The 13,844-nt window shown below is 67.2% G+C and carries 14 protein-coding genes; 8 read left to right on the top strand and 6 right to left on the bottom strand.

Annotated elements, in window-relative coordinates; all coding sequences use genetic code 11:
• Nucleotides 1-6: 6 nt before the first annotated feature.
• The gene (locus tag H162_RS0114210; protein ID WP_020654144.1) at nucleotides 7-1,215 is read right to left on the bottom strand and encodes an MFS transporter; all 1,209 of its coding nucleotides are present in this window, start codon (nucleotides 1,213-1,215) and stop codon (nucleotides 7-9) included.
• A 241-nt stretch (nucleotides 1,216-1,456) separates the two neighbouring features.
• On the opposite strand from H162_RS0114210, the gene H162_RS0114215 reads away from it, so the two are divergent.
• Together H162_RS0114215 and H162_RS0114220 are read left to right on the top strand one after the other, a co-directional pair.
• Nucleotides 1,457-2,353, top strand: coding sequence for a LysR family transcriptional regulator (locus H162_RS0114215; RefSeq protein WP_020654145.1), 897 nt, complete (start codon nucleotides 1,457-1,459; stop codon nucleotides 2,351-2,353).
• A gap of 41 nt (nucleotides 2,354-2,394) precedes the next feature.
• Nucleotides 2,395-3,165 (top strand): alpha/beta hydrolase, encoded by a 771-nt coding sequence (locus H162_RS0114220; RefSeq protein ID WP_026354640.1) that lies wholly within the window; start codon nucleotides 2,395-2,397, stop codon nucleotides 3,163-3,165.
• Between the two features lie 75 nt (nucleotides 3,166-3,240).
• On the opposite strand, the gene H162_RS0114225 is transcribed toward H162_RS0114220, so the two are convergent.
• Together H162_RS0114225 and H162_RS35275 are read right to left on the bottom strand one after the other, a co-directional pair.
• Nucleotides 3,241-3,732, bottom strand: a complete 492-nt coding sequence (locus H162_RS0114225) for a hypothetical protein (RefSeq protein WP_040787468.1) — start codon at nucleotides 3,730-3,732, stop codon at nucleotides 3,241-3,243.
• A 73-nt stretch (nucleotides 3,733-3,805) separates the two neighbouring features.
• Complete coding sequence (locus H162_RS35275) at nucleotides 3,806-4,006, bottom strand: hypothetical protein (protein ID WP_020654148.1); 201 nt, start codon at nucleotides 4,004-4,006, stop codon at nucleotides 3,806-3,808.
• A 179-nt stretch (nucleotides 4,007-4,185) separates the two neighbouring features.
• Here H162_RS35275 and H162_RS0114235 point away from each other — a divergent pair, with 179 nt between their 5' ends.
• From H162_RS0114235 to H162_RS0114250, 4 genes are all read left to right on the top strand, one after another.
• A complete protein-coding gene (locus H162_RS0114235; RefSeq protein ID WP_051109935.1) occupies nucleotides 4,186-4,623 on the top strand; it encodes a VOC family protein in 438 nt (145 codons plus the stop codon).
• 72 nt (nucleotides 4,624-4,695) lie between these two features.
• Nucleotides 4,696-5,541, top strand: coding sequence for a PhzF family phenazine biosynthesis protein (locus H162_RS0114240; RefSeq protein ID WP_020654150.1), 846 nt, complete (start codon nucleotides 4,696-4,698; stop codon nucleotides 5,539-5,541).
• 135 nt (nucleotides 5,542-5,676) lie between these two features.
• The gene (locus H162_RS0114245) at nucleotides 5,677-6,462 is read left to right on the top strand and encodes an N-acyl amino acid synthase FeeM domain-containing protein (protein ID WP_020654151.1); all 786 of its coding nucleotides are present in this window, start codon (nucleotides 5,677-5,679) and stop codon (nucleotides 6,460-6,462) included.
• A gap of 163 nt (nucleotides 6,463-6,625) precedes the next feature.
• Complete coding sequence (locus H162_RS0114250; protein ID WP_229452075.1) at nucleotides 6,626-9,499, top strand: putative bifunctional diguanylate cyclase/phosphodiesterase; 2,874 nt, start codon at nucleotides 6,626-6,628, stop codon at nucleotides 9,497-9,499.
• Between the two features lie 16 nt (nucleotides 9,500-9,515).
• Here H162_RS0114250 and H162_RS0114255 read toward each other — a convergent pair whose 3' ends face one another.
• Nucleotides 9,516-9,899, bottom strand: coding sequence for a DUF4124 domain-containing protein (locus tag H162_RS0114255; RefSeq protein WP_020654153.1), 384 nt, complete (start codon nucleotides 9,897-9,899; stop codon nucleotides 9,516-9,518).
• Between the two features lie 146 nt (nucleotides 9,900-10,045).
• On the opposite strand from H162_RS0114255, the gene H162_RS0114260 reads away from it, so the two are divergent.
• On the top strand, nucleotides 10,046-11,014 hold the full coding sequence (locus tag H162_RS0114260) for a threo-3-hydroxy-L-aspartate ammonia-lyase (protein WP_020654154.1): 969 nt from the start codon (nucleotides 10,046-10,048) through the stop codon (nucleotides 11,012-11,014).
• A gap of 56 nt (nucleotides 11,015-11,070) precedes the next feature.
• Here H162_RS0114260 and H162_RS0114265 read toward each other — a convergent pair whose 3' ends face one another.
• Nucleotides 11,071-12,444 (bottom strand): sensor histidine kinase family protein, encoded by a 1,374-nt coding sequence (locus H162_RS0114265; RefSeq protein ID WP_020654155.1) that lies wholly within the window; start codon nucleotides 12,442-12,444, stop codon nucleotides 11,071-11,073.
• Nucleotides 12,444-13,145 carry an osmolarity response regulator transcription factor OmpR gene (ompR, locus tag H162_RS0114270; RefSeq protein ID WP_020654156.1) on the bottom strand — a complete coding sequence of 234 codons (702 nt, stop codon included), beginning with the start codon at nucleotides 13,143-13,145 and terminating at the stop codon, nucleotides 12,444-12,446. The genes H162_RS0114265 and ompR overlap by 1 nt, the downstream gene beginning before the upstream one ends.
• Before the next feature lie 271 nt (nucleotides 13,146-13,416).
• Here ompR and H162_RS0114275 point away from each other — a divergent pair, with 271 nt between their 5' ends.
• On the top strand, nucleotides 13,417-13,803 hold the full coding sequence (locus H162_RS0114275) for a hypothetical protein (RefSeq protein WP_020654157.1): 387 nt from the start codon (nucleotides 13,417-13,419) through the stop codon (nucleotides 13,801-13,803).
• Nucleotides 13,804-13,844 lie beyond the last annotated feature (41 nt).

The following is a 13,844-nucleotide window of genomic DNA, read 5'->3' on the forward strand; positions in this document are numbered from 1 at the left end:
TTGAAGTTAGTGGGTGACGACGGCGCTGCGGCCGGCGGCGGCCCTGGCGGGCACGCCGTCGCGACGGTCGAGCCAGCCGGCCAGGGTGGTCAGGGCGAGGGCGCCGACCACGATCAGGGCGCCGATCGGCGGCGTGGCCATCAGGCCGAGCCTGGCGACGATCAGGCCGCCGCCCCAGGCGCCCAGCGCGATGCCGACGTTGAAGGCGGCGATGTTCAGGCCCGAGGCCACGTCGACGGCATGCGGGGCGTCGCGCTCGGCGCGCTGCACCACGTACACCTGCAGGCCGGGCACGTTGCCGAAGGCGACCGCACCCCAGGCCAGGACCGTGATCAGCACCAGCGTCTTGCTCGGCGCGGTGAAGGTCAGCACCGCCAGCACCACGGCCAGCAGGATGAACACGATCTGCAGGGCGCGCACCGGACCATGGCGGTCGGCCAGCTTGCCGCCCCAGATATTGCCGGCGGCCACAGACACGCCGTACACCAGCATCACCAGGCTGACGGTGCCCGCCGCGAAGCCCGAGACTTCCTGCAGGATCGGCGCCAGGTAGGTGAAGGCGACGAAGGTGCCGCCATAGCCGAGGGTGGTCATGGCGTACACCAGCAGCAGGCGCGGCTTCTTCAGCACGCCCAGCTGGGTCAGCAGGCTGCTGGGCTTGCTGCCGGCGATCGTCGACGGCACCAGGATCCAGCTGCCGATCATGGCGACGACGCCCAGCAGCGAGACGGCCAGGAAGGTGGCCTGCCAGCCGAGGTGCTGGCCGATGAAGGTTCCCAGCGGCACGCCGGTGACCAGGGCCACGGTCAGGCCGGTGAACATCAGGGCGATCGCGCTGGCGGCCTTTTCCTTCGCCACCAGGCCGGTGGCGATGGTCGAGCCGATCGAGAAGAAGACGCCGTGCGCCAGGCCGGTGAGCACGCGCGCGGCCATCAGGGCGCTGTAGTTCGGCGCCATCCAGGCGACCAGGTTACCGATCGTGAACAGGGCCATCAGGGCGAGCAGCAATTGCTTGCGCGGCACGCGGCCGGTGAGGGCGGTCAGCACCGGCGCGCCGACGGCCACGCCCAGCGCGTACAGGCTCACCAGCAGGCCGGCCGACGGGACCGACACCCCCAGGCTGGCGGCGATGGTGGGAATCAGGCCGACGATCACGAATTCGGTCGTGCCGATGGCGAAGGCGCTCAGCGTGAGCGCCCAGAGTGCGAGTGGCATAAAGTTCTCCTTGTTGCCGATTGAGGGGAACCCCGACAAACCTGCTGCGCGCTGCACTGCCGGCGGGGCCGCCGGGGCCTGCGAAGCTCGCTGTACTTCTCGTACAGCTGCGCTTCCGGCCAGCATTGCTGTCGCCCGCCACGGTTTTTCGAGGTTCCCTGAAGTAGGCATGCAGTGTGCCGTTCTCGACGACAAGGAAAAACCCGTTGGCATACACTATACTTTTGATTCGGAGTCACAAATGCTGGATGTCGACGCCTTGATAGTATTTTCCACCGTCATAGATACGGGCTCGTTCTCGGCCGCGGCCGAGCGGCTGGGGCAGACGCCGTCGGGCGTGTCGCGCACCATCTCGCGCCTCGAGGAGCGGCTGGGCCTGACCCTGATGCACCGCACGACGCGGCGCCTGCAACTGACGGAAGAGGGGACCTGGCTGCTGGGACGGGCGCGCAGCCTGCTGGCGGACCTGGCCCATACCGAGGCCGAGGCGCAGGCGCGGCGCTCGCAGCCGTCGGGGCTGGTGCGCGTGAACGCGGCCACGCCCGCGCTCGACCACCTGCTGGCGCCGCTGGTGCCGGAATTCCTGGATGCGTATCCGCTGGTGCAGCTGGAGCTGGTCAGCGGCGAGACCTATGTCGACCTGATCGAGGAGCGCGCCGACCTCGCGATCCGCATCGGCGCGCTGCCCGATTCGACGCTCAACGCGCGCCGCCTGGGCACGACCCACCTGCGCGTGCTGGCCGCGCCCGCTTATCTGGAACGGCATGGCGTGCCGGCCGAACCGGCCGAGCTGGAGCGGCACCGGACCCTGGGGTTCACGGCGCCGGTGTCCCTGAACACCTGGCCGCTGGCGCACGGCGGCGCGGAAGGCTGGACGGTGACGCCCTCGATCCGGGCGTCCAGCGGCGAAACGGTGCGCCACCTGGCGCTGGCGGGGGCGGGCATCGCGTCGCTGTCGGATTTCCTGACGCGGCGTGATGTCGAGGCGGGACGGCTGGTGCCGGTGCTGGCGTCGCACGGCTTGCCCTGGACGCAGCCGGTTTGGGCGGTATTCTATCGACAGGGCGCGCTGGCGCCGCGGGTGGCGGCGCTGGTGGATTTTCTTGCACGGCGGCTGGACGAGGTGCTCGGCAGGTAGCGGCTGGGCGGCCTGGCCGGTTCCGCATGGGCCACAATGAAATGCTGAAGACACTGGGTGTGATCATGCTTACCGGCATCGCAGTCTATGCGGTCACCTGCCTGTGGCTGTTCTTCTACCAGCAATCCATGATTTACTTTCCTCCGAGCAGCGCCATGTTTCCCGCGCCGGCCGGCTTCACCCTGGACGTCCCGGGTGCGGTGATCAAGGTGTCCGAACGACCCGCGCAAGGCCGGAGAGCGCTGATCTACCTGGGCGGGAATGCGGAAGACGTGACGGCCAGCCTGCCGCTGCTGGATCACGCGTTTCCCGACCATGCCATCTACCTCGTGCATTACCGTGGCTATCCGGGCAGCACGGGAAAGCCGTCGGAACCGGCGCTGGTGGCGGATGCACTGGCCGTGTTCGACCATGTCGCCGCCAGGCATGGCGAGATCGTGGTGATCGGCCGCAGCCTCGGCGCCGGCGTGGCGATCCAGCTGGCGAGCCAGCGCCCCGTCGCGAAACTGGTGCTGATCACGCCTTTCGACAGCCTGCAGGGACTGGCTGCCCAGCATTTTCCGTATTTCCCGGTGCGCTGGCTCTTGAAGGACAAATACGAATCCTGGCGCCATGCTCCGATGGTCAGGGCGCCGACCTTGCTGATTTCAGCCCAGCATGATGAAATCATTCCGGCGCGGAGCACGGCACAGCTGCTTTCCCGATTCGGGCATGGCGTCGCGACCATCAAGGTGATCGAAGGGGCGAGCCATAATTCGATTTCCGACAGCGCATCCTTTATCCCCTCGCTTCAATGGGCGCGCTCGCCATGACGCATCCGGCCACTGCGTAGCAGCCATCTTCGACCAGCGCCATGCGCCGCACGGGCTGGTTTCCCGGCCTGCCGATCAGCGGTTCGGCCGGCAGGATTTCCCCTCGTACTGATGCCGATTCAGCGCGTATGCCTTGCCGTTCCAGCGTTCGACCGGGAAGCAGAAGCCGGGGCCGCCGACTTCGATGTCCGGCCAGCCATCCTTGCCCTTGGTGGGCAGGAAGGTGGCGATGCCCGTGCCGCCCGTGAGCTTTTTCCAGCTGCCGTTCGCCTGTTTCGACACAAGCGTGTACCCTGCGCCGGCGTGCCCGAAACAGTAGGTGCCGCCCTCGGTGATGACGGCCTCGGGCCGTCCGTCGCCGTTCAGGTCACGCACGTCGGCGACTTCGCCCGGCGAATAGGTCGGCGTCGGGTCGTCGCACTGGCGCCACTGCTTTCCCTTCAGCGTGAAGCCGGCCGCCTTGAACGCAGCGGCTTCGTCCGCCGGGCTAAGGCTGGACGGCGCGCTGCTGGCCGTGGCGCTAAAGGCCAGCAGCGCCGCGGCAGCAATGAGCATGCGGGGTTTCATGGGTGTCTTCCTTTCCGCGATGGGTGGAAACAGCCTTTATTATGCACCTGCCCGCCGCCAGCCACGGCAGCGATCAGGCTTCCAGCCCACCGCTGCGCTCGAGGTCGCATACCAGACCCGGTCGCTGGCCAGGCTCCAGGGCGTGCGCACGCCGAGCCGTCGAAGCGCGCCGCCACGTCCCCGTGCTCATTTCCTCGTGGCGCAGCAGGCGCAGGATCTCGCGCCGGATCGGGTCGGCGATGGCCTTGAAGACATCGTTCAGCGGCACACTCATTCGATGGATTTCTAATGAGATGACTATCTACATACCAGGTGGGACGAAGTGGCGTGTCAAGCCATCCGGCAGTTGCGCGAAGCTGCCCAACAGCGTAGTGTCGTCCATGCCCTTCATCGCCGCTGTCCAACCATCCTGAGGAGATTCCCGTGAATACAACGAAGCCAGTGGAAGATGGCATGCATACCGTGACCCCGCACCTTGTCTGCGCGGGAGCGTCCGAGGCGATCGCGTTCTATGCCCGTGCGTTCGGGGCCGAGGAAGTGATGCGCCTGCCCGAACCGGGCGGCAAGCTGGCCCATGCGGCGGTGCGCATCGGCGATTCGATGGTGATGCTGATGGACGAATTTCCCGACTGGGATGCGCACGGGCCGCTGGCGCTGGCCGGTACGCCGGTGACGCTCCACCTGGCGGTGCCCGACGTCGACGCCGCCTACAAGCGGGCCGTCGAGGCCGGCGCCACCGGGCGCATGGCGCCGGCCGACATGTTCTGGGGCGACCGCTACGGCGTGGTGGAGGATCCGTTCGGCCACCGCTGGTCGATGGCCACCCACATCCGCGACGTCGCCCCCGCGGACATGGCCGAGGCGATGAAGCAGGGCTGCCCAAGCATCTGAAGGGCAGGGTGGGAGCGGCGCCGCGCCGGCCGGGCTATCATGGCAGTTTCTCGACTTCCAGGAGGGACTGCCATGAACGTGAACGAGATCCAGCGCATCGCCGCCTTCGACGACAATGGCCAGGGCGGCAACCCGGCCGGCGTGTGGATCGGCCCGGCGCTGCCGCCGGAAGCCGAGATGCAGCGCCTCGCGCACGAGGTCGGCTATTCCGAGACCGCGTTCGCGGCGCGCGCCGGCGCAGGCTGGCGGGTGCGCTATTTCTCTCCTGAAGCCGAAGTGCCCTTCTGCGGCCACGCCACCATCGCCCTGGGCGCGGCGCTGGCGCGCGAAGCCGGCGACGGCGTGTTTCCCCTTGCCCTCAACGCGGCCGCGATCACGGTCGAAGGCCGGCGCGACGGCGAGCGCGTGCGGGCCGCCCTGCAGTCGCCGCCCACGCACAGCCGTCCCGCGCCCGACGCGCTTGTCGACTCGGCATTATTGCTTTTTGGTTACAGCCGGGCCGACCTCGACCCGCGGATTCCGCCCGCGCTGGCCCATGCCGGCGCCGACCACCTGGTGCTGGCCCTGAACAGCCGCGCACGCCTGGCCGCCATGCAGTACGAGCTCGACGCCGGGCGCAAGCTGATGAACGCCCACGGCCTGGTCACGGTCGTGCTGGCCTGGGCCGAGCACGCGCAACTGTTCCATACCCGCAATCCGTTCGCTGCCGGCGGCGTCTATGAAGACCCGGCCACAGGGGCCGGCACGGCCGCGCTGGCGGGCTATCTGCGCGATCTCGGCTGGCCGCACGGCGGGCGCGTCGAGATCGTGCAGGGCGAGGACATGGGCATGCGCTCGCGCCTGACGGCCGAGTTCAGCGAGGCGCCGGGAAGCTCGATCCGCGTTGCGGGAACTGCAAGAATGATACAAGCTTGTTAAATACCTGCAGTAACATTTGTTGCATTTTAAATAGAGGGTAAAAAGCACTCCTGCTCATCAGTTAAGTTTCGGGTAAGCGGATTGATAATTTGAACCAGACAAAAACTGTTTCAATTTCTCAACTAGGAGCCCGACATGGAGCTGTTCCCTGCAGCCGTTTTCAACCCGCCGAAAGCGTCGCGTGCACGCACCGCACGTGAAGCGGCCGCCGGCCGCGCGATCGAGCGCCTGCCGTTCACTGTCCGCCGGGTGGAAACCGAAGCGGACCTGCTCAAGGCTGTCCGCATCCGCCACGCGGCCTACGCCCGCCACGTGCCGGATTTCGCCCGCACCCTGGCCCAGCCGGAAGCGGCCGACTACGACGACGACACCATCGTGCTGCTCGCCGAATCCAAGCTGGACGGCACGGCGCTCGGCAGCACCCGCATCCGCACCAACCTCTACCGTCCGCTGGGCGTCGAGGAGTCGGTGGTCCTGCCCGACTGGCTGCAGGGCCGCCGCCTGGTCGAGGCCACCCGTCTCGGCATCGATGAAGGCCGCGTCGGCCGCATGGTCAAAGTGGCATTGATCAAGGCTTGCTTCATGTACTGCGAAGATAACGCCATCGACTTTTCGGTCGCGACCGGCCGTCCGCCGGTGGACCGCCAGTACGAGCAGATGATGTTCGTCGACGTGTTCCCGGAACAGGGCCCGGTGCCGCTGCGCCATGTGGGGAACATCCCACACCGCGTGATGGCGTTCGAGATCGCGACCTTCGAGGAGCGCTGGACCCAGGCCCGTCATCCGCTGCTGAACTTCTTCTTCAATACGCACCACCCGGACATCGATATCGGTCCGGCAGCCCCGCCGCCGGTGCTGGCGCTGCCGCGCCATATGGTCGGGAACCAGGCGGCTGAGCGTTGCGAAATGGCTGTAGCTTAAATATTTATTGCATGACGGCATCACGGTAAAGCTGTATCCTTGCGCCTCAAGGCTGTCAGTAGTGACGGCGGCCCGCACGAATCCCAAGATACCGCTTATGCCCACTTTAGAACCCCAGCGTCGTTCCTCCATGCCAGCCGCGGCTCATGCGGCTGTGGAGCTGGTGTTGAAGTTTTTCGGTTATTACCTGATTCCGATCGGGATCGGCATCGTTTCCCTGGTCGCGCTGTTGTTCTGGCACGACGCCTATCGCACCAGCGGCGACGTCCCGCTGTCGATGCATGTGACGGTGCAGGAAGAGGGCGCGCTCACCCCGGCCGCCGCGCTGGCCAGGGCGCAGGCCCGGCCGCTCACCAATACCCATGAAACCCATCTGTCCGAGGCGCCGGTCTGGTTCGCGTTCGAGCCGATGCCGCGCGCCGGCGCGCAGGTCATCGAATTCCCGTCGCGCCATTCGCTCGATGTCGCCTGCTGGGATGCCGCCACCCTGAGCCCGCTCGGCGCCGCCACCCGCGGCAGCGGCAGCGGCGCCCTGGAAGGGACCAAGGCCGGCTTCGCGCTGCGCCTGGCGCCGATGCCGCGCCAGCTGCTGTGCCGCGCCGGATTCTCCGGCCCGGCGCGCCTGTCGGTGCTGCAATGGCCGGCCGAGCAGTTCGACCTCTCGGTCGAGCAGTACCACCGCAAGTCGGGCCTGCTCGACGGCGGCATGATCGTGCTGGCGCTGTTCGTCCTGATCACCGCCCTGATCAACCGCCAGCCGCTGTACGTGCTGTTCGCCGGCTGGCTGATCCTGAACCTGCGCGTGGGCGCGCTGTCGGCCGGCTGGGACATCCAGTGGCTGGGGCAGACCGTTCCCTACGAGTGGCTGCTGCGCAGCCGTTCCATCACGATCACCCTGTACGGCATCGCCACCCTGACCCTGTACCAGGCCCTGCTCAGGGAACACCTGGCGGAGATGCGCTACGTCCTGCCGATGCGCATCATGCAATGGCTGTGCATGCCGATGCTGCTGGCCGCGTTCTTCCTGCCTTACCACCTGTACCTGCCGCTGATGTGGGTGATCGTGGTGTGCTGCTTCGCGGTCATGACGGTCGGCCTGTTCAAGATCATCGTGGAATCGCGCAACCGTGTGGCCTCGTGGTTCGCGGCCTCGTTCGCGCTGACCTTCCTGGCCTCGATGGCCGAAGTCGCGGCGGCCGCGCTGGGCATGCGCGAACTGCTGGGCGTGATCAACAGCGTGACCGCGGCGCTGGCCTCGAGCCTGCTGGCCGCGCTCGCGGTGGCCGAGCAGATGCGCAGCGAAACCGAGAAGCGCCAGGAAGCCCAGGAAGAGCTGGAGCACGCCTACCAGGCGATGCCGGTCGGCCTGTTCACGCTCGACATGTACGGTCACTTCCTCAGCGTCAACCCGGCGCTGCAGAAGATGCTGGGCATCGCCACCTTCGTGCCGGGCCGCACCGCCTGGCGCCAGTTCTTCACCGAGAGCAGCTGGACCGACCTGCACGAGCAGGTGCACGCCAAGGCCGAGGCCGAGATGGAACTGACCAGCCGCGACGGCAGCCAGCGTTTCCTGGTCAGCGCCACCCTGGCGCGCTCGCGCATCGAAGGCGTGCTGCAGGATACGACCGAAAAATACAAGGCCACCGAACAGCTGCGCTTCATGGCCAACAACGATCCGCTGACCAAGGTCTACAACCGGCGCGGCATCGAGAAGGAATTCAGCAGCGCCGCCGCCAGCCTGGCGTCGGGGCGCCCGATGGCCCTGGCCTACGTCGACCTCGACCGCTTCAAGCTGATCAACGACCTGTTCGGCCACGCGGCCGGCGACGAAGTGCTCAAGCAGGTGTGCGAACGGATGGGCACGATGCTGGCCGGCGGCCAGCAGATCGGCCGCGTCGGCGGCGACGAATTCGTGATCGTGATGCCGGAAACGGCGATCCCGCTGGCATCGATCATCGCGCGCGGCATCGTCGACCGTCTCGGCAATACCCCGTACCGGGTGGGCGACAAGGCCTTCCATGTGCGCGGCTCGGTCGGCCTGATCGAAGTGGTGCCGGGCATGGCGATGAAGGACGCGGTCTCGACCGCCGACCGCGCCTGCCGCGAAGCCAAGACCGGCTCCGGCGAAGGCCTGGTGGTGTACGAGCGCGGCGCGGACGCATTCCGCCAGCGCGCCGCCGAGCTGGACCTGGTCGAACGCTTGTCCGGCCCCAACGCGACCGACAACCTGCTGCTGGAGATGCAGCCGATCATGTCGCTCAAGGCGCCGCGCGAATCGCTGAACTTCGAGGTGCTGCTGCGCATGCGCGAGCCGGATGGGCGCGTGGTGCCGGCCGGTCCGGTGATCGCCGCCGCCGAGAAGAGCGGGCGCGCCAGCGTCATCGACCGCTGGGTGCTGTCGACCACCCTGGCCTGGATCGCCGAGCATACGGACGACCTGTGCAACACCCGTTTCGTGTGCATGAACCTGTCGGGCGCCTCGCTCAACGACGAACGCTTCGTGCAGGACACCTTCGAGATCCTGGGGCGCTATGTGCACGTGGCCAGCCGCCTGTGCCTGGAAATCACGGAAAGCGTGGCGCTGCACGACCTCGACAACACGCGCCGCTTCATCGACCAGGTGCGCAACTTCGGCGTGAAGGTCGCGCTGGACGACTTCGGCGCCGGCTACACCTCGTTCTCCTACCTGAAGGAGCTGCCGGCCGACGTGCTCAAGATCGACGGCAACTTCATCGTCAACATCAATGCGCACCCGGCCAACGTGGCGATCGTCGAGGCGATCGTCAGCCTGGCGGTGAACCTGGGCATGAAGACCATCGGCGAATGGGCGGAAGACGCGGCCACGGTCCAGACCCTGCGCGAGATCGGCGTCGACTACGTACAGGGTTATGCGGTGGCGCGTTCGATGCCGCCGGAGCGCCTGCTGGAAGGCCATTCGTCCGCCAGCTTCATCAAGGACGAGGAACTGCTGGAACTGCTGCGCGAGATCGACAATCCGCCGCCGCCGCACCTGGTCAGCGTCAGCCGCCTGCACTGAGGCTGGTTCTCGGGCTTCAGCGGCCGGCCAGGGTCTCGCGGATGCCGGTATCGCCGAGCAGGAACTGGGCGCGCGCCTCTTTCATGGTGGCGACATCGCGCTGTATCGGCTTGGCCTGGGCCTTGGCGCGCGGCGGCGCGCTGTGGCGCTGCAGGCTGCCGGCCGGCGGCATGCTGCTGCGCTCGACGGTAAGCGGGTAGGGCTGGGCGGGCGCGGTGTCGGCGGCGGCCGGCATGCTGGCCATGCGCACGGTCACGGCGCCGTTGGTGCAGGGCTGGTCGGTCAGGGTCACGTGGCCGGCGTTGTCGATGCATTTGACGATGTCGGCTCCGGCGAAGGTCGCTGGTGCGGCCAGGCCCGCAGCCAGAATCAGGCTGAGTTGGCAGAGTTGACGCTTCATGGTCGTTTCCTTTCACGGAAACTGTAGTCTGCGCCTCCCGCTTCCATTCTTCTGTTCGGTGCTTCACGCCTGCGGGTTTTGTACAGTCCGGAGTGTTCTGGCTAAAATGTCCAGCTTGACCACGACCCGATAAAGGATGCCATTCCATGAACCAGCCTTCGCTTCCCACTTACGACGATGTCGTCCAGGCCGCGAACCGCATCGCCGGCGCCGCCAACCGGACCCCGGTGCTGACCTCGCGCACCGTGAACGAGGAATTCGGCGCCGAGGTGTTCTTCAAGTGCGAGAACATGCAGCGCATGGGCGCGTTCAAGTTCCGCGGCGCCTACAACGCGCTGTCGAAGCTGGGCCCGGAGCAGCGCCGCGCCGGCGTGGTGGCCTTCTCGTCGGGTAACCATGCGCAGGCGATCGCGCTGTCGGCGCGCCTGCTTGGCATGCCGGCCACCATCATCATGCCGAAGGATGCGCCGGCGGCGAAGGTGGCGGCCACCCAGGGCTATGGCGGCAAGGTGGTGTTCTACGACCGCTACAGCGAGGACCGCGAGCGGATCGGCCGCGAACTCGCCGACAGGCACGGACTGACCCTGATTCCGCCCTACGACCACGCCGACGTGATCGCGGGGCAGGGCACGGCCGCCAAGGAGCTGTTCGAGGAGACCGGCGCGCTCGACGCCTTCTTCGTGTGCCTGGGCGGCGGCGGCCTGCTGGCCGGATCGGCGCTGGCCACGCGCGCGCTGGCGCCGCGGTGCGCGCTGTATGGCGTCGAACCGGAGGCCGGCAACGACGGCCAGCAATCGTTCCGCTCGGGCGCCATCGTGCACATCGACACGCCCAAGACCATCGCAGACGGCGCCCAGACCCAGCACCTCGGCGAGCTGACCTTCCCGATCATCCGGCGCGACGTCGACGACATCCTGACGGTCTCGGACGAGGAGCTGGTGCAATGCATGCGCTTCTTCGCCGAGCGCATGAAGATCGTGGTCGAGCCGACCGGCTGCCTCGGCTTCGCGGCGGCGCGCAACATGAAGGACAGCCTGAAGGGCAAGCGGGTCGGGATCCTGGTCAGCGGCGGCAACATCGATCTTGCCCGTTTCGCCAGCCTCGTTGCAGGTTGAAGGAAGCAGCAGGGTGGACGGGCGCGCCGGGCCGGCTCGCCGTCCATCCTAGGTCATCAGCTTGCCAGCGGCAGCGCGATCTGGATCACCAGCCCGCCTTCCTCGCGGTTGCGCACTTCCAGCTGCGCGTTATGCCGCGTCAGCACCCGTTCCACGATCGCCAGTCCCAGGCCCGCGCCATTGGCCTGCCCGCGCGCGCTGTCCAGGCGCGTGAACGGCTTGAGGAGCTGCGCGATCTGGTCCGGCGGCACGCCCGGCCCATGGTCGCCGATCTCCACCACCGCGCGCCGTCCATGCCCGGTCGCCTTGACGCGCAGGACGATGTCGATGTCGGTATGCTCCTCGCCCGGCGTCTTGCCGTAGCGGCGCGCATTCTCGATGACGTTGTTGATCACGCGCCGCAGGTCGGTCGCGTTGCCCAGTACGTGCACGCCCGGCATCAGGTCGCACTTCACCTGCAGGTCGCGGATGCGGCCGGCCTCGCGGCCGACGTCGGCCAGCATCTCCGACAGGTTCACCGCCACGAAGGTGGCGGCGTCGGTCGGCTTGGCGTAGTCGAGGAACTGGCCGATGATCGCATCCATCTGGTTGATGTCCGACTGCATGCCCTCGCGCGCCTCGTCGGGCAGGCTGGCCATCTCGACCTCGAGCTGCATGCGCGCCAGCGGCGTGCGCAGGTCGTGCGAGATGCCGGCCAGGATCACCGCGCGGTCCTTCTCGACCTGGGCCAGGTCATCGACCATCTGGTTGAAGCTGCGGTTGGCCTCGATGATCTCCTGCGAACCCTTCTCCGGCAACGGGACAGGGCGCTCGCCTTTCGCGATCGCGCGCGCGGCCGCCGTCAGGCGCGCCAGCGGCAGGTTGACCAGGCTCGAGATCAGGGCCGCGCCGACCAGCGACAGCAGGCCCACCAGGGTCGCCCAGCCCAGCCACTGCACCCGCGTCAGTCCGGCCAGGCGCTCGCGCTCGAGCATCAGCCAGTACTGGTCGTCCTCGATGTTAAAGCTGACCCAGAAGCCGCCGACGCCGTTCACGCTGCTCGAGAAGCGCGTGTTCTTGCCCAGCTTGTCGCGCACCATGGCGGCGATCTCGGGCATCAGGGGATTGTTGGGCGGCGGGTCGACGACGTCGGTTTCCTCGAGCGGGAAGATGCGGATGCCTTCGTTCGACACCAGCTCGAACAGCAGCTCGCGCCGCAGGTCGGGCGCCGAGTGGGTCAGCGCGGCCTTGGTGATCGTCACCACCGACACCACCAGCTCGGCGGTCTGCTGCACCTGCGGACCGCGCTGGAATACGCTGATCATGCCGATCCACGAGCCCATCGAGAGCGTGGTCAGCACCGACAGCAGGAAGAAGGTGCGCCAGAACAGGCCGCTTTTGTACCAGGCAAAGCGGGCGGCGCGGCGCGCCGCTGCAAACGGGGCAAACACTAGCGTGGCTGGCCTTCCGGAATGAAGACGTAGCCGAGGCCCCAGACGGTCTGGATGTAGAGCGGGCTGGAAGGATCGGGTTCGATCAGCTTGCGCAGGCGCGAGATCTGGACGTCGAGCGAACGGTCGAAGACCTCGTATTCGCGGCCGCGCGCCAGTTCCATCAGCTTCTCGCGCGACAGCGGCTGGCGCGCATGGCGCGCGAACACCTTCAGCACCGAGAATTCGCCGGTGGTCAGCGGCACCGTCTCGCCGTTCTTCTTGAGCGTGCGGGTGCCCAGGTCGAGCACGAAGTCGCCGAACTCGAAGGTCTGCGGGGTTTCGGACGGCGCGCCCGGGATCTCGTCCGGGCCCTTGCGGCGCAATACGGCGCCGATGCGGGCGACCAGTTCGCGCGGATTGAAGGGCTTCGGCATGTAGTCGTCGGCGCCCATCTCGAGGCCGACGATGCGGTCCACGTCCTCGCCCTTGGCGGTGAGCATGATGATCGGGGTCTGGTCGCCGGCGCCGCGCAGGCGGCGGCAGATCGACAGGCCGTCCTCGCCCGGCAGCATCAGGTCGAGCACCAGCAGGTCGTAGCGCTCGCGCAGCCAGAGCTTGTTCATGGCCGGCGCGCTTTCCGCGGTCACGACCTGGAATCCCTGTTCGGTCAGGTAGCGGCGCAGCAGGTCGCGCAGCCGTACGTCGTCGTCGACGATCATGATCTTCGCGGAGTGGCCGCCTGGCGTGCCTGGGCCCGCGGTAGCGCCCGTATTCGAAGTCGATGCTGTCATTTGGTGTCCGGAATTGTCAGATGAATGTCGCTATGGTAACGTCTTATCGATTAAGCACATCGATAACATGCCTCATCCATTACAATGTGTTACAAACTTTACCCAATCGGTCTTATACCTCAGGCGGATTACACATACACTGGCGGCAAGTGGTCATCACAGCTTATCTGTTTATAAGGCATCGCGGAAGAGGAACACCATGAAAGACGCGCTCACACATACCAAAGCAGCATCCGCCGCACGCGGCGGCCGGCTGGCCCGGCTCGTGCGCCATGGTCTTCTTGCCTGCCTGCTCGCCGGTATCGGCGCCGGCGCAGTGGCGCAGAATCACGACCGCGGCGGCCGCCGCGACGAAGCCCAGCAGGGCCGGTTCCAGGTGCAGGGCCAGGAGCCGCGCTTCGACCAGCGCGCCTACGACATGCAGATGCGCGAGGAACAGCGGCGCCAGATCCAGATGCAGCAGGAGCAGCAGCGCAACGAGGCTGCCCGCCGCAGCGGCCGCATGACGCCGGACGAGCGGCGCGACCTGCGCCGCCAGATCAACGAGGCGGGCATGGACCTGTATCCGAACGCCCAGCGCCGCTAAGACGGCAGTGCTTCACCTGAGACGGCGCCTGCGGGCGCCGT

Source organism: Massilia niastensis DSM 21313, assembly GCF_000382345.1.
GTDB classification, from domain to species: domain Bacteria; phylum Pseudomonadota; class Gammaproteobacteria; order Burkholderiales; family Burkholderiaceae_D; genus Telluria; species Telluria niastensis.